Origin of the sequence: Streptomyces sp. NPDC088745, from assembly GCF_044751045.1 — a bacterium.
GTDB classification, from domain to species: Bacteria; Actinomycetota; Actinomycetes; order Streptomycetales; family Streptomycetaceae; genus Streptomyces; species Streptomyces cremeus.
In genome coordinates this window covers 617,884-635,668 of record NZ_JBIVLB010000001.1, presented here as the reverse complement: position 1 = coordinate 635,668, position 17,785 = coordinate 617,884, and the positions used below count along the sequence as shown (strand labels likewise).

Genomic DNA, 17,785 nt, shown 5'->3' with positions numbered 1-17,785 from the left:
GAGGCCGACCCGCCGGGAGGCCGACCCGCCGGGAGGTTGACCCGCCGGGAGGTTGACCTGCCGGCAGGTTGATGTGCGGGGCGGCCGGGCCCGTACGCCGTGGCGGCACGGGCCCGGCCTTCGCGCGGTACCGCGTTACGACCGGGCGGCGGGCGTGCCGGACTCCGCCGCGATCATGTCCTCCAGCGTCGGCGGCCCGGCGGCCTGCTTCCGGCCCCGGCCGCCCCGCATCCGCGTGACCAGGGGTTCCGTCCAGCGGGCCGCCAGCGGGCCGATGATGACCAGGATCAGGACGTAGGCGGTGGCGATCGGGCCGATACGGGGCTCGGTGGCCACCGCGAGGCCCGCGATGACGATGGAGAACTCGCCCCGGGCGACGAGGGTTCCGCCCGCCCGCAGGCGACCGCGCGCACCGATGCCGGCGCGGCGGGCCGCGTACCAGCCCGTGCCGATCTTCGTCAGGGTCGTGACGACGGCCAGGACCAGCGCCGGAAGCAGGACCGGCGGGATGTCCGCCGGGTCCGTGGAGAGGCCGAAGAAGACGAAGAAGACGGCGGCGAAGAGGTCCCGCAGGGGGGAGAGGAGCTTGTGCGCGCCCTCCGCCACCTCGCCGGACAGCGCGATGCCGACCAGGAAGGCCCCGACCGCCGCCGACACCTGGAGCTGCTGGGCGACGCCTGCCACCAGGACGGTCAGGCCGAGGACGACCAGGAGCAGCATCTCGGGGTTGTCCGAGGACACCGCGCGGCTGATCAGGCGGCCGTGGCGCAGGGCCGCGTACAGGACGAGTCCGACCGTGCCGAGGGAGATCAGCAGGGTGACGCTGCCGCCTGCCAGGCCGACGCCCGCCAGCATGGCGGTGAGCAGCGGCAGGTAGACCGCCATCGCGAGGTCCTCCATCACCAGCACGCCGAGGACGACGGGGGTCTCACGGTTGCCGAGGCGGCCCAGGTCGGTCATGACCTTGGCGATGACGCCCGAGGAGGAGATCCAGGTGACGCCCGCGAGCGCGACCGCGCCGACGGGGCCCCAGCCGAGGACGAGGGCCGCCGCCGCGCCGGGCACCGCGTTGAGGAGGAAGTCGACGATTCCGGAGGGGTACTGGGTCTTGAGGCTGCTGACCAGCTCACTCGCGCTGTATTCGAGGCCGAGGAGCAGCAGCAGGAGGATCACGCCGATCTCGGCGCCGACGGCGGTGAAGTCCTCGCTCGCGTCCAGGGGTATGAGGCCGCCGTGGCCGAAGGCGAGACCGGCTATCAGGTAGAGCGGGATCGGGGAGAGGCCGATGCGTCCGGCGAGGCGGCCGATGATGCCGAGCGCCAGGATGACCGCGCCGAGCTCGATCAGGAGGGCGGTGGTGTGGTGCATGGTGTGCGTCCCGTCCGGCTCAGTCGTCCACGCCGGCCGGCGTGCCCGCGATGATCTCCGCCAGCGCGTCCACGCCCTCGCGGGTGCCGACCGCGACCAGGGTGTCGCCGATGGCCAGGCGGAAGCCCGGCTCCGGGGAGGGGTGGGCGCTGGCCCTGCGCAGGACGGCCACGATGGAGGCGCCGGTACGGGAACGGGCCTTGGTGTCGCCGAGGAGCTTGCCGCCGTACGGGGACTTGGAGGTGACCGGGATGTGCTCGGTGACCAGGTCGATGCCGTCGGTGCGCACGGCGTCGATGGGGGCGGCGTCCAGGAGGTGGGCGAGCGCGGTGGCCTCGTCCTGCGAGAGCGGGACGGCCTGCTGGCAGGCGTCGGGGTCGTCGCGGTCGTAGAAGCCGAGGAAGCGGCGGCCGTCGTGGTGGACGACCACGGAGATGTGCCGGCCGTCCTCGGTGGTGAAGTCGTACTGGGTGCCGATGCCGGGGAGGGTGGAGCGGCGGGTTCCCATGGCGTCCTCCGGGGAGCGGAAACTGATCAACTTTAAGTTTCCATTACCTTACTCCCGCCGGAGTTGTCGGGCTTTGTGCAATTTTGCGCGGTGGTTTCAGGGCAGCGGCAGGTGCACCCGCACCCGCTTTCCCCCGGCCATCCGCTGGATGTCGTACCGCGACACCAGCGCCAGCACCAGTTCCAGGCCGTGCCCGCCGATCCGCTCGGGGTCCGGTGCGCCGGGCTGCGGCATGCTGTCCTCGGTGTCCCAGACGGTGATCTGGAGGTCGGGTTCGCCGGTGCGGTCGCTGCCGATCGAGAGGTCGAGGAGACAGGGGCCCGGCGCGTACTTCGCCGCGTTGGTGACCAGCTCGCTGACCACCAGCTTGACCGTGCCCGAGGTCCTCGGGGTGACCGGTACGCCGTGCAGCGCCTCGGCCCGTGCCAGGAAGTCCTCGGCGAAATCGCGAGCCTCCCCGATCGTGCCGGGCGCTCCGTCGTACGTCGCACTGGCACTGAAGGGGATGGTCACCGTCATTGTCGCTTCCCGCGCCGTTAGCACCATCTAGCACCGTCCGTCCATGTCGTACACCTGACGTCCCCCGTGATGTCCGGTGCTCTGCTGACGCACTTTCCCCATCATCGCGTTTTCAGTCCTACGAATCCTGCCGGGGGTGCAAAAAGGACCAAAGTCCTCGAACCGCCTCGGGTGCGGAATGAAGGGCCCAGAACGGTGCCGAACGGGGTCGAACGGCGGCGGGGCGGTGTCGCCCGAATGGGCGGACCCCGGACGGGCCCGCGTTCCCGCGCGGAACGGGGGCACACGCGACGCATGACGTCGCTCAGCACCGCCCTCGCCGCCGCCCCGGGCCCGGAACTGCCCGTGGCCGCCCAGGTCCTCCTCGCGCTGTTCTTCGCGTACGCGGTGCTCAACGCGGCGGCGCGGTACCTGCGTCGCCCGTCGAAGTAGGCGGGGGCCGCCACCCGGCCGCGATTCCGCCCGCTGCCGTCCCGCTCGCCGCCGTCTCACCCACCTGCCGGCCCGTCGAGCGCCGGCCCGTCGCCCGCCAGCGCGGCGATCTGGGTGCGCGAGGAGAAGCCGAGCTTGGCGAGGATGTGCTCGACGTGCGCGTCCGCCGTCCGCTTGGAGATCACCAGCCGCTCCGAGATCTCCCGGTTGGTCAGCCCCGCCGAGACCAGCGTCGCCACCTCCCGCTCGCGCCGGGTGAGGTGCTCCAGGGACGACCTGCCGTCGGCCGCGGTCGCGGCGGACACCGGGCGGGAGGCCCCGGCCAGGGCCAGCTCGACGGCCTGGTCGAGGGTGAGCCGCGCGCCCTGCTCGTAGAGCAGCCGGTACTCCGGTTCGCCGAGCTGCTCGCGTACGACCGTCTCCACCCGGGAGTGGTCGTCCTGGTAGATCGCCACCCCGATCATCGGCGAGCCGATCTTCCGCCACTGCTCGGAACAGGCCCCCAGCAGCCAGGCGGCCAGCCTGTGGCGGCCGGTCTCCGCCGAGCCCCAGGCGAGCAGCTCCAGGGAGTTGGTGGCGGCGAACACGTCCCGCAGCTCCCGGCTGGCCCGCAGCGACTCCCGGGCCAGGCGCACGCTCTCGGAGTGGTCGTTCCGGGTCCAGGCGGCCATGCCCTTGATGCCGAGCACCTGGCTGGTGATCATGCACTCGCCGACCCCGCCGCCCGGGGCCTCCTTGATCCGGCGCAGCGCCTGGTCGGCGTGCGCGTCCGAGTCGTCGGAACGCCGTATCAGGGCGAAGCAGTACGCGTTGGCGTAGTGGAACAGGGTCAGGCCCAGCGGGTCGTCGATGCGCACCAGCCCGGCCAGCGCCTCGGTCAGCGCCTCGCGGCCCTGTGCGGTCTCCCCGAACAGCCAGGCGATCCCGCCGAGGTAGCCGAGCGCCAGCATCCGGTCCAGCTCGCAACGGGCGGCCCGGGCGACCTCCATGGTCTCCGTGAAGCCCGCGTGCGCCACGCCCACGTCGCCCTGCATCACGGCCAGCAGGCTGCCCCACAGCAGCGCCTGGGACCGTTCGCGCGACGGCTCCGGCTCCTGGGTCAGGCCCTTGTCGAGCCAGTAGCGGCCCTCCGTGAAGAGCCCGGCCGTCGACCAGAACGGCCACAGCCGGGCCGCCATCACCAGGGCGGGGCGCACCCCGTCGGGGCGGGCGAGCGAGTAGTCCAGGGCGCTGCGCAGGTCGGCGAGGTCGCGGTGCAACTGCCAGTACAGCGGGACCTGTTCGGCGCTGAGCAGCATCTCGAAGAAGTACGAGGCGCGGCCCAGGTAGTGGTCGCGGTGGCGGCGCCCGCACCGTTCGCGCTCGGCGGCGCCGCACTTGTCCGCCCCGTACTCCCGAATGGTGTCGAGCAGCCGGTAGCGGGCGCCCTCGTCGCCGTCGCGCAGCACGACGGACTTGTCGACGAGCCCTATCAGGTGCTCCAGGATCTCCTCGCGGGGCAGCGGGCCGCCGCTCCCCGAGCCGTCGGGGGCGGTTGAGCCGTCGGGGGCGGCTGAGTCGTCCGAGTCGTCCGAGCAGACCTCCTCGACCGCCGTCAGGTCGAAGGAGCCGGCGAACACCGACAGCCGCGACCACAGCAGCTTCTCCTGCGGGGAGCACAGCTCGTGGCTCCAGTCGATGGCGGTACGGAGCGTCTGGTGCCGGGGCAGGGTCGCGCTGCGCCGCCCGCCGGTGAGGACCTGGAAGCGGTGCTCCAGACGTGCCGCGAGCTGCGCCAGGGGCAGGGCCCGCAGCCGTACCGTCGCCAGCTCGATGGCCAGCGGGATGCCGTCCAGCCGGTGGCACAGGGCGAGCACGTCGTCGCGGTTGTCGTCGGTCACCTCGAAGTCCGGCACGACGGCCGCCGCCCGCTGCGCGAACAGCTCGACGGCGTCCACGTCGCCCAGCGGCGGCACCGGCAGCGTGTGCTCGCCGGGGACGTCCAGCGGCTGCCGGCTGGTCGCCAGCACCGTCACGCCCGGCGCCTCGCGCAGCAGCAGGTCCGCCAGCAGCGCGCACGCGTCGAGGAGGTGCTCGCAGGTGTCGAGCACGAGCAGCACCCGGCGCTCCTCCAGGTGCTCGACGACGACGTCCACGACCACCCGCCCGGACTGCTCGGGCAGTCCCAGCGCGCTCGCCACGGCGCCCGGCAGCAGCTCCGGGTCGTGCAGCGCGGACAGTTCGACCAGCACGACCCCGTCGTCGTAGTCGCCCTTGAGCGACAGTGCCGTACGCAGTGCGAGACGGCTCTTGCCGACGCCGCCCGGCCCGATCAGCGTGGCAAGACGCGAGCGCCGCAGCAGTTCCCGGACGCGGTCGAGCTCGGAGACCCGCCCCACGAAACCGGTCACTTCCACGGGCAGCGTGCCGGTGCGCCGGGTGTAGCCGAGTGCCATGTCGCCCCCCACACGCGGTTCTCAATGTGCCCACCAGTGTGGCCCGTTAGGGCATCACGTGTCAGCGTACGGACCGCACGGTGACAGGTCGTGACGGCCCGGAGCAAGACCGCCTCCAGAACCGGGTTCACTCGAACGGAGTACCTGGGGCGGAACGGGCCCGACAGGCCGTGCAGGGCCTGATACAGCCGGTGGGGCGGCTCCCCGGCGGGTCCGGGGGCGCTTTCGGAGGGTGTTCGCGCGATCACTGGGGTAGCGAACGCGGCGGGAGAGGCGCGCACTGGACGTATGCGCAGGGCATCGCACTGGATCGGTGCCGCATCAGTGCCGCACCGACGCTGCGCGGAAGGAGACGAGAAGCCCATGACCGCTCCCAACGGCTACACCCCCGAGGACCTGTCCGGCGCGAACGTGGTCGACGCAGAGGGCAACAAGGTCGGGGCCGTGCAGAAGGTCTACCGCGACGACACCACCGGGGAACCGGAGTGGGTCACGGTACGGACCGGGCTGTTCGGCACCAAGGAGACCTTCGTGCCCCTGGCCGGCTCGACGCGCACGGACAGCGGCCTGCGCGTGCCGCACAGCAAGGACCTCATCAAGGACGCCCCGAGGATCGACGTGGACGGCCACCTGGACCGCTCCGAGGAGGGCGAGCTGTACCGGCACTACGGGCTGTCGGGTCCCGGCGACACCGGCCGCCTCTCCGGCAACGGCGCCGCGGGCCGTACGACGCAGACGACGCAGACGACGCAGACGACGTCGACGGGCCGCCACGCGGCAGGCGCCGCGGGTGCGGCGGCCGCCGGTACGGCAGCGACCGGCACGGCGGCCGCGGCCGCCTCCGGTGCCGCCGACCGCGGCAGGACGACGGCCCGTCCGCTGGCCGACACCATGTCGGACGGCACGGGCGGACGCACCCTGGCGGGCGCCGGGGCCCGCTCGGCCGCCGGTGCGGACGGCGTCAAGGGCCAGACCGAGGAGCTCCTGCTCTCCGAGGAGCGCCTGAGCTTCGCGACCGAGGAACGCGAGGCGGGCCGGGCCCAGCTCCGCAAGCGGGTCGTGACGGAGGACGTCACCAAGTCCGTGGCGGTCAGCCACGAGGAGGTGCGGGTCACCCGCGTCCCGATCACGGACGAGGAGCGCCGCGCGGGCCGCACGGCGGCGCAGATCGGCGAGGGCCAGGTCGAGGTCGTCCTGCACGAGGAGCGCGCGGTGATGCGCAAGGAGACGGTGCCGGTCGAGCGGGTGCGGCTGGAGGTCTACAAGGTGACCGAGCAGAAGGAGATGACCGGCCAGGTGCGCAAGGAGGAAGTCGACTTCAACGACGGCGTCCGCGCCAAGTACGCCGACGGCGACCTCGGCGGTCCCACCACCAAGCGCTGACTCCCCTCCCGGGGTCTCCCTTTCGTGCTCCCCGCGCCCCCTTCCCGGGGGCGCGGGGACCCGCGTCAGCGGTGGCGGTGGCGGTCGGCCAGTTCGTCGTAGAGCAGCGGGGCGTCGTCGGCCAGTCCCGTCCGGTACGCGGCCCGGGCGACGAGGTGGGCCGCGACCGCGCTCGTCAGCAGTTGGAAGAAGGCGACCAGGACCAGCGTCCCCAGGTCGAAGGTGGAGCGCAGCCGCAGCGCGACCCCGGCCAGGAGCATCAGCATGCCGAAGGTCTGCGGGTTCGTCGCCGCGTAGCTCCGGGTGAACACGTCCGGCAGCCGCAGCAGCCCGATGACGCCAGACAGGCAGTTCACCGCCCCGATGAGGATCAGGACCGAGCTGATCAGGTCCGCGGCGCCGGACCAGGGGCTCGGGTCGTTCACGAGGCGCGCTCCTTCGCCGTGGGGCGGTCCCGCCGGGCGATGAACCGGGCGATCGAGACCGAGCTGGTGAAGCCGAGGAAGGCCAGCACCAGCATGATCGACAGGTAGTAGCGGGTCTCCGTCAGGGCCGCCTCGACGCCGACCCCGGCGACGATCAGGGCCGCCGCGACGTCGACGGAGACCGCCCGGTCCAGCATCGAGGGCCCGCGGGCGATCCGGATCAGCAGCAGGGCCCCGGCGAGGGCGAGCACGGCGAGGGCGGCGTTGAGGAGGACGTCGGCGGCCAGCTTCACGGGCGGGGGGCCTTTCCGGCGGGGGGAGAAGGGGGCTCGGGCGAGGGAGGCGGCGCGGCTTCGGCCGGCGGGGATCCGGGCGGTGGGGGTTCGGCCGGCGGGGATTCGGGCGACGGGGGTGGCGGGGGATCGGTCGGCGGGGGTGGCGGGGGATCGGCCGGCGGAGGGTCCCGCCGCACCCGTGCCAGCTCCTCCCGGGTGCCGAACGCCCGTACCACCAGCCGCTCCAGCCGCCATACGTCACGCCGGGTGCGGGCCACGGTCCGCGGGTCGTCCGCACCCGAGACGTGCAGGTACAGGGTGGCGGCGGCCGCGTCGACCTCGATGAGCGCGCCGCCGGGCACGCTGGAGACCGCGACGGCGGTCGCCGCGAGCATCAGGTCCGTACGGCAGCGCAGCGGCACCCCCACCACGGCCGCCGGACCGACCCGCCCGGACCAGGCGAGCAGTGCGACGGCGTGGCTGGCGGCGACGATGTCGCGCAGCAGGGACCTGGCGAGCAGTAGGATGCCCAACGGGCGCAGCCGCAGGCCGAGTTCGACGGGCGGCAGCGGGAAGAGCAGGCACAGGACGGTGGCGACCGCGAGCCCGCTGATGAGGTTGCCCCAGGTCGCGCCGGACCAGAGCAGCATCCAGATCACGGTCAGCCAGGCGATCAGCGGCAGGTCGAGGCGGCCGCGCCGGGCGCGGGGGGTGGTGGTGCCGGGTGCGCTCACGGTCCGAGCACCGCCTCGATGTAGGGGGTGCGGGCGAGGAGTTCGGCGGCGGAGCGGTCCGCCACGCCGATCAGGGGGGAGGCCAGGAAGGTGTACGCCAGGCCGAGCGCGACGGCGGCCGCGGTCACGGCGGTGGGCAGGCGGAGCACGGCCCGGCCGGACGCCGCCTCCGTGCGGGGCGGGGCCGCGGTGCGGACGACGGTCGCGCCGCCGCCCAGGGGCGGGGGGTCCGCCGGGTGGGTGAGGGCCGGGGCGGGCGCGGCGTCCGGGGCGGGGGCGGTGCGCCAGAAGGCGAGGTTCCACACCTTGGTGACGACGTACAGCGTGAGCAGGCTCGTCGCCATGGCGACGCCCGCCCCGGCGTACGCCCAGGCCCCGCCGTCCGCCACCCCGGCCCGGACCAGCCCCAGCTTGCCGAGGAACCCGGACAGCGGCGGAATCCCGGCGAGGCTCATCGCGGGCACGAACCACAGCGCGGCCAGCAGCGGCGCGGCCCGGACGATTCCGCCGAGCCGGGTCAACTCCGTCGTCCCGTACCGCTCTTCGAGCAGCCCGCAGGCCAGGAAGAGGGTCGCTTGCACGGTGATGTGGTGCGCGGTGTAGACGATCGCGCCGCCGATCCCGGCCGCGCTGCCGAGCGCCAGCCCGTACAGCATGAAGCCGATGTGGCTGACGAGGGTGAACGACAGCAGCCGCTTGAGGTCGGTCTGCGCGACCGCGCCCAGGATGCCGACCAGCATGGAGGCGCAGGCCACGGTCATCAGGACGGGGGCGAGCCGGTTGCCGGGGAAGAGCAGGGTCTCGGTGCGGAGCATGCAGTACACGCCGACCTTGGTGAGCAGGCCGGCGAAGACGGCGGTGACCTGCGCGGGGGCGGTCGGGTAGGAGTCCGGCAGCCAGGCCCCGACCGGGAAGGCGGCGGCCTTCACGCCGAAGACGGTGAGCAGCAGGGCCTGCGCGAGGGTGCGGATGCCGGCCGGGAGTTCGCCCAGTGCCAGGGAGAGCTGGGCGAAGTTCACGGTGCCGGTGGCGGCGTAGGTGAGGGCGATGCCGACCAGGAAGACGAGCGAGGACGCGAGGGAGACGATCACGTACGTCGAACCGGCGCGCAGCCGGGCCTCGTTGCCGGCGACGGTGATCAGCACGAAGCTCGCCATCAGCATGATCTCGAAGCCGACGTAGAGGTTGACCAGGTCACCGGCGAGGAAGGTCAGGGAGACGCCCGCGATGAGGAGGTGGTAGGCGGGGTGGAAGAAGGAGAACGGCCGGGGCCCGCGCGCCCGCCCCTCCTGCCCCAGCGCGTACAGCAGGACGAGCAGGGTGACCGCTCCGGACACGGTCAGCATGAGCGCGGACAGCCGGTCGGCGACGAGCGTCACGCCGAGCGGGGGCGAGAAGTCGCCGAGATGGACGGCGAGGGGCCCGTTCCGGTCGGCCTGGACGAGGAGGACGAGGTCGACGGCGAGAACGACGCCCAGCACGGCGACGGACACGACACGCTGCGCGGCGACGAACCGGGGCCCGACGGCCACCGACCACCCGCAGACGGCGAGGGGCAGCACGACGGGCAACGGCACGAGCGCGTTCAACGGGACTCCTGGGGACGGGACGGGGACTCGGGGTCCGTGGGGGGCGGTGGGGCCGGCGGGGCGGCCGGGTCCTCTGGGTCCCCCCGTTCCTCCGGGTCCGTGCCGAGGACGTCGTCCCAGCGGTTGTCCGCGTAACCGCCCGCGCGGGCCTGGTACGCGCGGTCGTTGCGCAGCCGACGGCGCTGCTCGCGCCAGAGTTCGCGCCACGCCCCGCGCGCGCTGTGCCGGTCCGTCTTCCCGGCGTGGGCTCTCGCCAGCAACTGCCGCCGCTCCATCGCGAGTTGCGCGCGCAGGGCGACCCGGCGGTCGGACACGTCGTCGGGGACGAAGTCCGTACCGGTGAGCTGTGTGCTGCGGTACGCCATCGCCAGTACGAACGCGGTGGCGCCCAGCGTGATCACCACCGCCGTCAGCGCGATGGCCTGCGGGAACGGATCGCTCACCGTGGCGTGGTCCACCCCCGGGTACAGCAGCGGCGGTTTCCCGGCCGGTCCGCTCCCGGCGAGGACGAAGAGGTTGACCCCGTTGCCGGCCACGATGACGCCCATCAGGACCCGGGTGAGGCTGCGGGTCAGGACGAGGACGCTGCCGACGAAGGTCAGCACGACGGCGCAGGTGAGCAGGGTGGCGCTGACGGTCACGAGGTCTCCTCCGGGAGGGTGCGGGCACGAGGTCCGGCGGGGCCCGTGCCGGCGGGACGGACCCGGCGACCGGCCCCCGCCGCCGGCTCGCCCTCCTCCGCCGAATCGGCTCCCTCCGTCGGCTCCGCCCCCTCCGCCCCCTGGTCCGCCCACGCGCCGATCGCCCGGACCGTCTCCAGGACGACGCCCGTCACCAGCAGGTACACCCCGACGTCGAAGACGACGGACGTACCGGCGTGCCACTCCCCGATCAGCGGCAGGTGCCCGTGCCAGGACCAGGAGTGCAGCACGGTCCCGCCGAAGAACAGCCCCGCGAGCGCGACCGTGGTGGACAGCGCGAGCCCGAGGCCGACGAAGAACCCGGCGTGGAAGCCGGTCGCCGCCGCCAACTCGTGCCGCCCGCCCGCCAGGTAACGGATCGTCAGGGCGATTCCCGCGACCAGCCCGCCGACGAAACCGCCGCCCGGCAGGTTCTCCGCGCAGAAGAGCAGGTACGCGGAGAGGATCAGGACCGGGTGGAAGACCAGCCGGGCGACCACCTCGAAGACCACCGACCGGTGCCGGGGGTCGGTCGCGCCGCCCGCCGCGAGCCAGGAGCCCTCCGGCGCGGCCGCGTCGTACGGAGAGGGCGGAGGTTCGGCCCTTGCCCGCGCGGCGGTCCGCGTGCCGGGCCGCCACGTCCCCGGCACATCCGGATCCTCCAGCCCGCTCTCCGAGAACAGCAGGCCGGTCACCCCAGCGACGGCCGCCGCCAGCACGGCCGACTCGCCCAGCGTGTCCCAGGCCCGGAAGTCCACCAGGATCGTCGCGACGACGTCCTTGAGCCCGTGCTCGGCGGTCGCCCCGACCATGGCCGTCCCGATCGGGGCGCCCGTGCGCGCGCCCGCCGCCAGCCACACCGCGACCGCCGCCGCCAGACTGCCGGCCAGGGCGAGCACCAGCCCCGTCGCGCGCCGGCGCCGTGGCTGGGCGTCGCCGAAGAACAGGGGCAGCCGCCGCAGTACGAGGACGAGCACCACCGTGGAGACCGTCTCCACCCCGAACTGGGTGAGCGCCAGGTCGGGCGCGCCGTGGACGACGTACAGCAGAGCCGTGCCGTACCCGGTGAGCCCGGCCAGCACGGCGGCCTGCATGCGGCGCTGCACGGAGAGGCACAGCAGGGCGCAGCCGCAGGTCAGGGCCGCGACGACGGCCTGCCACGGGGTGTCCCAGAGGCGGGGCGCGGGCGGATCGTGCTGCCAGGGCCGGTCGGCGGCGAACACGGCGAGCAGCCCGCAGGTCATGACGGCGAGGACGGTGGCGACGTACGCGGGCAGCGACCCCTTCTGGACGTATCCGGTGAGCTGGAGCGAGGCCCGCTCCACGCCCAGTACGGACCCGTCGAAGGCCCGCTCGGCGGACGGCCAGGCGATCCGCGAACCGAGCCGGGCCACCGGGGCGCGCAGGACGAAGAGCCCCGCACCGAGGACCCAGGCGAGCGCGGAGAGTCCGAGCGCGGGGCCGAAGCCGTGCCAGAGGGCGAGGTGGTACGGGTGTTCCGGCACCGGGTACTGGGCGGCGTACCGCTCGAACAGCCCGGCGGTCCACCCGATGCCGGGCCCCAGCAGGAGACTGCCGAGGGCGAGGAGCGCGGGCGGCGCGAGGAAGGCGGGCCCGACGCGGTGCACGGGCGTGTCGGCCCGCCCCGGCTTGCGGGCGAAGGCCCCCCACAGGAACCGCAGGGTGTACGCGGTGGTGAGCACCGAGCCGAGCACGGCCGACACGAGCAGCCAGAGTTCCCCGGCCGTCCCGTCGAGCAGCGCCTCGAAGGCGGCCTCCTTGGCGGCGAACCCGAGCAGCGGGGGCAGCGCGGTCATCGACATCCCGGCGACGACGGCCACGCCGGCCACCCACGGGAGGGCCCGCCCCACCCCCGACAGCTTCCGCAGGTCGCGGGTCCCGGCGGCGTGGTCGACGATCCCCGTCAGCAGGAACAGGGGCGCCTTGAAGAGGGCGTGCCCGAGGATCATCGCGCCGGCGGCGAGCGCGGCGCGGTACGTCCCGGCTCCCGCCAGCAGCATCAGGAACCCGAGCTGGGAGACCGTCCCGTACGCCAGGATCAGCTTGAGGTCGTTCTGCCGCAGCGCGTGCCAGCCGCCGAGCAGCAGGGTCGCGGCGCCGAGGGCGAGGACCAGGGGCCGCCACGGCGCGACGTGGGCGAGGGCGGGCGCGAGCCGGGCCACGAGGTACACCCCGGCCTTCACCATGGCGGCGGCGTGCAGATAGGCGCTCACGGGCGTCGGCGCGGCCATCGCGCCGGGCAGCCACAGGCTCAGCGGCCAGATCGCCGACTTGGCGACGGCCCCGCACAGGACGAGCACGACGGCGACGGAGAGGGCCGTGCTCTGCGCGGGCGGCTGCTCGACGATCCGCGAGATCCGGTACGTCCCGGCCGCGTCCCCGATCATCAGGAACCCGACGAACATGGCGAGCCCGCCCACCGAGGTGACGGTGAGCGCCTGGAGCGCGGACCTGCGCGCGCCGCGCTCCTCGCAGTCGTACCCGATGAGCAGGAACGACAGGACGGTCGTCAGCTCCCAGAACAGGTACAGCACCACGAGGTCGTCCGCGAGGACCAGTCCCAGCATCGCCCCGGCGAAACCGAGCAACTGCCCGGCGAACGGGCCGAGTCGACGCTCGCCCGCGTCGAAGTAGCTCACGCAGTACAGCAGCACGAGCGCGCCGACACCGGCCGCCAGGACCACCATGAGCAGCGACAGGGCGTCCAGCCGGAAGGCGACCTCGACCCCGTACCCCCCGACCCACGTCCACGCCTCGTCGACCGGTCTCCCGTCCACGACCTCGCCCCGCCGGGTCAGCGCCCACCCGAGGGCGACGGCCGGAGGAAGGGCGAGCGCGACGAAGGCACGCGGTCCCCGGCGGCGGACGAGAGGGGCGGCGCAGAGGGCGAGGAGGAAATGGGCCAGGACCAAAAAGGTCATAAGCGTACGAATACCTTGGCGGCTTCGTGCGCCGGTGCTCAACACGCCGCCCCGGCGGGGGCCGGCCGCTCGAACGGCCCTTGGGGGGCGGGGCCTCGGGCGGCGGGGGAGCGTGGGTGCGGGGTGCGGGGTGCGGGGTGCGGGGTGCGGGTGGGGGTGCGGGCCGACGCCTGCGCTCCGGTGGTTGTGCTCCGGTGGCCGTGCCCCGGCTCGGGACGTGGGTCGGCTCGGGACGTGGGCCGGGGCCGGGGTCGGGGTCGGGAAGCCGGGGGCTACCCCCACCCCCGGCTCACCGGGCTGCCCGATGGGCCCCCGCCTCAAGCCCAAATACCTTGCTGATGTGCCTACTTACCGCTCGAAGAGCCTCCTCCTCGCCCTCTCCACCGCCGCCGCGATCAGCCCGCTCATCGTCCCCGGCGCCCAGGCCGCCCCGGTCCGGCAGGCCGCCTCGGCTCCGCAGGACGCCTCGGCCCGGCAGGCCGCCCCAACCCCGCAGGACGCCCTCGCCTGGACCCCCTGCCCCCGCCCCGACCTGGGCGGGCCCGCCACCCAGGAGTGCGCCACCCTCACCGTGCCGGTCGACCACGCCGTTCCCGCCGGGCCGCAGCTCTCCCTCGCCGTGTCCCGCGTACGCAGCGAGGACCCGGCCAAGCGGCGCGGGGCGCTCCTGGTGCTGGCCGGCGGCCCCGGCGGGTCCGGTGTGCAGCGGCTCACCCAGCGGGGCACGAAGCTCCAAGCGCGGCTCGGCGACGCCTACGACCTCGTCGCCCTCGACCCCCGGGGCACCGGCGGCAGCACCCGCGCCACCTGCCGCCTCCCCTCCGCCGACCGCCACCTGACGGCCCTCCGCTCCTGGCCCGCCCCGGGCGGGAACATCGACGCCAACATCGAGCGCTCCCGCCGCACCGCCGCCCTCTGCGCCGAGAACGGCGGCCCGGTCCTGCGCAGCCTCTCCACCGCCAACCAGGTCCGCGACATGGACCTCTTCCGCCGCGCCCTCGGCGAGCGCAAGCTGTCCGCGTGGGGGACGTCGTACGGGGCGTACGCGGCTGCCGTATACGCGCAGAAGTACCCGCAGCACACCGACCGCTGGGTGCTGGACAGCGTCGCCGACCCCGATCCGGCGCACCTCGCGCGGACCTGGATGCGCAACACGGGGCAGGCCGTCGAGGACGCCTTCCCCGCGTTCGCGGCGTGGGCGGCCGACCCGGCCCGCGAGACGGACGGGCTCGCGCCACGACTGGCCCAACACCCCGCTCTCGTACGCCCGTTGGTGCTCGCACTGGCGGCGCGCCTGGACCGTGCGCCGAAGGAGTCGACGACCCCCGGAACCCGCCTCACCGGCAACCACCTTCGCCAGGCCCTCCAGAACGCCCTCTACGGCCAGGCCAACCACCCCGCCCTGGCCAGACTGATCGCCGCCGCGTCGAGTACGGACCCTGAGGTCAGGCCGGTGCTCACTCCCGACATCGCGGGGCCGGTCCCGGACGCCGACGCGGCGACCACCATCGGCGTGATCTGCAACGACGTGCGGTGGCCCGAGGGGCGGGGGACGGTCGCCGCCCACCGCCGAGCCGTCCTGGCCGACCGCGCCCGGTACCCGCTGACGGCGGGCTTCCCGGCCAACATCACTCCGTGCTCCTTCTGGAAGTGGGCCCCGGCTGATGAACCGGCCCGGATCACGTCCTCGGGCCCCTCCAACATCCTCGTCGTCCAGAACCGCCGGGACCCCTCCACCCCGTACTTCGGAGCCCTGAAGATGCGCGAGGCGCTGGGCGACCGGGCCCGCCTGGTCAGCGTGAACACCACGGGCCACGGCTCCTACCTGGGCACGGGCAACGCCTGCGGCGACGCCCGCGTCACGGCCTTCCTGACCGGGGGCGTGCGTCCGGGATCGGACGTGAGCTGCTGAGGGCGACGCGACCGAGGGCGGGGGACCCCCGGTGGCAGCCACCCCGGCGACACATCCCGTCCTACGCCAGCACCCCACCCAACCAACCCACTTCGTCCCCCTACTCCAACCCCGACACCCGGAACACCGCCCGTGCCGTCTCCCCGTCCACCCGCTCCCCGAGCCGGCGCGTCTCCGCCGTCCCGCACCGCAGCGTCGCCGCCCGCGACACCCGCACCCCTTCGTCCACCAGACGCCACAGCTCCGGATTGGCCGCCAGCACCCTGGGATCGAGCTCCACCCGCCCGCCGTGCGCGTCCCGCAGCACCACCCGCCCGGAGACCCCCTCCGCCCACCGCACGGCGACCAGCCGGTCCGTCCGTACGACACGCTCACCCAGCAGCCCGCGCACGGACACCCACCCGTTCCCCGCCGCCACCCGCACCGGCACCAGGATCACCAGCAGCACCAGCGCCAGCCCCGCCCACACCGCCGCCCGCACCCAGCTCGACGCCCCCGCGCCCGCGTCGACCGCCAGCAGCATCACCAGAAACGCCACCGCACACCGCACCGCGTGCCGTACCGCGTCGGCCCATTCAGCGTCGAACGCCGTCTCGCGGGGCGGCCCTCCCTCGGGTCCCATGGGGGGAGATTAAGCAGCAAAAGCATCTCTTGCGGCGGGAGTTGACGGCACGCTGACGCATTTCGCCAACTCCTGCCCGTTCCTTGATGTGTGCTTGATGCCCGCTTGGCACGCGCGGGTCACGCCCGTGCCACTACGCCTCCCCGGTCACGACCGGCGTCCCGGCCCCCTCCAGCCCCCATTCGCTCCACGACCCGTCGTACACCGCCACCCGCTCCCCGTACCCGGCGACCTCCGCCCCGAGCGCCAGCACGCACGCGGTGACCCCCGACCCACAACTCACCACCAACTGCTGCGCACCACCGGCGAGTTCGTCGAACCTCGCCCGCAAGCGCGCCCCGGGAAGCATCCGCCCCTCCCCGTCCTGGAGCTCCCCGAACGGCAGATTCACCGCCCCCGGCATGTGCCCGCCGCGCAGCCCCGCCCGCGGCTCCGGTTCCGTACCCGCGAAACGCCCGCGCGAGCGTGCGTCGAGGACGCGGACGCCGGGGGAGCCCAGCGCCCTGCGCACGTCGTCCCGCCCGAGGAAGGCTCCGGGGGAGACGCGTGCCGTGAAGTCGCCGGCCCGGGCAGGGGGCTCGGCCGGAGTGCCGCTGACGGCCCCGCCCGCCGCGCGCCACGCGGGGAGCCCGCCGTCCAGTACCGCCACCTGCTCGAACCCGGCCGCGCGCAGCATCCACCAGGCGCGGGCGCTGGAGTAGATCCCGACGGTGTCGTACACCACGACCTGATCGGCGTTCCGGACCCCCAACCCCCTTACCCGCTCGGTGAATTGCGCATCACTCGGCATGGTGTGCGGGATGTCGCTCGCCGCGTCGGACATCTCCCCGTCGATGTCGAAGACGAGCGCGCCGGGGATCCACGGCCCCTTCCGCCGGTTCGCCCCCACGGAGGCGTCCAGCACCACGACCCCCTCGTGCCCGAGGCGCGCTGCCAGCCAGTCGGCCCCCACCAGAGCGGCGGTCACGTCGCCTCCCCCTCGGCGTGCGGCGAGGACATGCCCTCGTCGGGCGTCCACCGCGCTCCGTACGGCATCAGGTCCTCCACGACCACGCTCCGCACCCCCTCGGGGGTGGGCAGCAGGACGCGGATGCCGGGGTGGTGGTCGAGCAGCACCTGCCGGTCCCGTCCGCACGGCCCGACAGGACCGCGCCCGCCGTCCCCGACCGCGACGATCGTCGTCAACTCCCGGGCCCCGGAAGCGCGGGCATGCCCGAGGGCGACGAGTTCGGCGCAGGGGCCGCCGGTGAAGTGGTAGAGGTTGATTCCGCCGTACACGCTCCCGTCGGCGCTGCGGACGGCGGCGCCCATGGTGTGCCTGCCGTCCTGGTCGCCGTCGCCGTGGGCATCGACGATGCGCCGCGCGTGGGCGATGAGCTCGACCTCGTCGTGGGTGAGCTCCCGTGCCGATCCGACTCCGTCATCCATGCCGGGCATGCTACGTATCCTTCTCCCCCGCCACCCTCACCCCCTCCGAAACGCGACCTCCGCCCCCTCGGACGCCGGGGCTGCCCTTTCCTCCCCTTCGCTTCTTGTGCGCCGCAGCTCCCCCCACCCCATCCCCGTCGGTGACGCGACCTCCGTCTCCACGGGTGCCGGGGCCACCCTCCCTTTCCCCTCGCTTCTTGTGCGCCGCAGCTCCCCCCCCCACCCCATCCCCGTCGGTGACGCGACCTCCGCCCCCTCGGGCGCCGGGGCTGCCCTTCCCTGCCCCTCGCTTCTTGCGCGCCGCAGCTCCCCCCACCCCATCCCCGTCGGTGACGCGACCTCCGTCTCCTCGGGCGTCGGGGCTGCCCTTCCCTCCCCCTCGCTTCTTGTGCGCCGCAGCTCCCCCCACCCCAACCCCGTCAGTGACGCAACTTCCGCCCCCCCCCGGGCGCCGGGGCCACCCTCCCCTCCCCCTCATCTCTCGCGCGCCGCAGCCCCCACCCCGCCCCCGTCGGCGACGCAACCCCCACCCC

The 17,785-nt window shown here is 74.1% G+C and carries 16 protein-coding genes; 3 read left to right on the top strand and 13 right to left on the bottom strand.

Annotated elements, in window-relative coordinates; translation table 11 throughout:
• Positions 1-135: 135 nt before the first annotated feature.
• From ACIP93_RS02910 to ACIP93_RS02900, 3 genes are all read right to left on the bottom strand, one after another.
• Positions 136-1,368: a cation:proton antiporter gene (locus ACIP93_RS02910; RefSeq protein WP_345221136.1), complete on the bottom strand. Its 1,233-nt coding sequence runs from the start codon at positions 1,366-1,368 to the stop codon at positions 136-138.
• Between the two features lie 19 nt (positions 1,369-1,387).
• Positions 1,388-1,876 carry a TrkA C-terminal domain-containing protein gene (locus tag ACIP93_RS02905; RefSeq protein ID WP_345226346.1) on the bottom strand — a complete coding sequence of 163 codons (489 nt, stop codon included), beginning with the start codon at positions 1,874-1,876 and terminating at the stop codon, positions 1,388-1,390.
• A 96-nt stretch (positions 1,877-1,972) separates the two neighbouring features.
• Positions 1,973-2,395 carry an ATP-binding protein gene (locus ACIP93_RS02900; protein WP_345221138.1) on the bottom strand — a complete coding sequence of 141 codons (423 nt, stop codon included), beginning with the start codon at positions 2,393-2,395 and terminating at the stop codon, positions 1,973-1,975.
• A 294-nt stretch (positions 2,396-2,689) separates the two neighbouring features.
• On the opposite strand from ACIP93_RS02900, the gene ACIP93_RS02895 reads away from it, so the two are divergent.
• Complete coding sequence (locus tag ACIP93_RS02895; RefSeq protein ID WP_345221140.1) at positions 2,690-2,827, top strand: hypothetical protein; 138 nt, start codon at positions 2,690-2,692, stop codon at positions 2,825-2,827.
• Positions 2,828-2,883: 56 nt separating this feature from the next.
• On the opposite strand, the gene ACIP93_RS02890 is transcribed toward ACIP93_RS02895, so the two are convergent.
• Positions 2,884-5,262, bottom strand: a complete 2,379-nt coding sequence (locus ACIP93_RS02890; RefSeq protein WP_401754957.1) for an ATP-binding protein — start codon at positions 5,260-5,262, stop codon at positions 2,884-2,886.
• Positions 5,263-5,625: 363 nt separating this feature from the next.
• On the opposite strand from ACIP93_RS02890, the gene ACIP93_RS02885 reads away from it, so the two are divergent.
• Entirely contained in the window at positions 5,626-6,645 is a 1,020-nt protein-coding gene (locus ACIP93_RS02885; RefSeq protein ID WP_345221144.1) for a PRC and DUF2382 domain-containing protein, read from the top strand.
• 65 nt (positions 6,646-6,710) lie between these two features.
• On the opposite strand, the gene mnhG is transcribed toward ACIP93_RS02885, so the two are convergent.
• From mnhG to ACIP93_RS02855, 6 genes are read right to left on the bottom strand one after another with little or no spacing between them, the layout of a single operon-like run.
• Positions 6,711-7,070 carry a monovalent cation/H(+) antiporter subunit G gene (gene mnhG / locus ACIP93_RS02880; RefSeq protein ID WP_345221147.1) on the bottom strand — a complete coding sequence of 120 codons (360 nt, stop codon included), beginning with the start codon at positions 7,068-7,070 and terminating at the stop codon, positions 6,711-6,713.
• Positions 7,067-7,363, bottom strand: coding sequence for a monovalent cation/H+ antiporter complex subunit F (locus ACIP93_RS02875; RefSeq protein WP_345221151.1), 297 nt, complete (start codon positions 7,361-7,363; stop codon positions 7,067-7,069). The genes mnhG and ACIP93_RS02875 overlap by 4 nt, the downstream gene beginning before the upstream one ends.
• Positions 7,360-8,079 (bottom strand): Na+/H+ antiporter subunit E, encoded by a 720-nt coding sequence (locus ACIP93_RS02870; RefSeq protein ID WP_401754953.1) that lies wholly within the window; start codon positions 8,077-8,079, stop codon positions 7,360-7,362. Before ACIP93_RS02870 ends, ACIP93_RS02875 begins: the two co-directional genes overlap by 4 nt.
• Positions 8,076-9,668, bottom strand: a complete 1,593-nt coding sequence (locus ACIP93_RS02865; RefSeq protein WP_401754950.1) for a Na+/H+ antiporter subunit D — start codon at positions 9,666-9,668, stop codon at positions 8,076-8,078. Before ACIP93_RS02865 ends, ACIP93_RS02870 begins: the two co-directional genes overlap by 4 nt.
• Entirely contained in the window at positions 9,665-10,309 is a 645-nt protein-coding gene (locus tag ACIP93_RS02860) for a Na(+)/H(+) antiporter subunit C (RefSeq protein WP_401754947.1), read from the bottom strand. The genes ACIP93_RS02865 and ACIP93_RS02860 overlap by 4 nt, the downstream gene beginning before the upstream one ends.
• A complete protein-coding gene (locus ACIP93_RS02855; protein WP_401754945.1) occupies positions 10,306-13,290 on the bottom strand; it encodes a Na+/H+ antiporter subunit A in 2,985 nt (994 codons plus the stop codon). The genes ACIP93_RS02860 and ACIP93_RS02855 overlap by 4 nt, the downstream gene beginning before the upstream one ends.
• 304 nt (positions 13,291-13,594) lie before the next feature.
• Here ACIP93_RS02855 and ACIP93_RS02850 point away from each other — a divergent pair, with 304 nt between their 5' ends.
• Positions 13,595-15,202, top strand: coding sequence for an alpha/beta hydrolase (locus tag ACIP93_RS02850; RefSeq protein WP_401754942.1), 1,608 nt, complete (start codon positions 13,595-13,597; stop codon positions 15,200-15,202).
• A 100-nt stretch (positions 15,203-15,302) separates the two neighbouring features.
• Here ACIP93_RS02850 and ACIP93_RS02845 read toward each other — a convergent pair whose 3' ends face one another.
• The 3 genes from ACIP93_RS02845 to ACIP93_RS02835 form a co-directional block, all read right to left on the bottom strand.
• Positions 15,303-15,824, bottom strand: a complete 522-nt coding sequence (locus tag ACIP93_RS02845) for a hypothetical protein (protein ID WP_345221159.1) — start codon at positions 15,822-15,824, stop codon at positions 15,303-15,305.
• Between the two features lie 133 nt (positions 15,825-15,957).
• A complete protein-coding gene (locus ACIP93_RS02840) occupies positions 15,958-16,791 on the bottom strand; it encodes a sulfurtransferase (RefSeq protein ID WP_401754938.1) in 834 nt (277 codons plus the stop codon).
• Positions 16,788-17,252 (bottom strand): cytidine deaminase family protein, encoded by a 465-nt coding sequence (locus ACIP93_RS02835; protein ID WP_401754935.1) that lies wholly within the window; start codon positions 17,250-17,252, stop codon positions 16,788-16,790. Before ACIP93_RS02835 ends, ACIP93_RS02840 begins: the two co-directional genes overlap by 4 nt.
• Positions 17,253-17,785 lie beyond the last annotated feature (533 nt).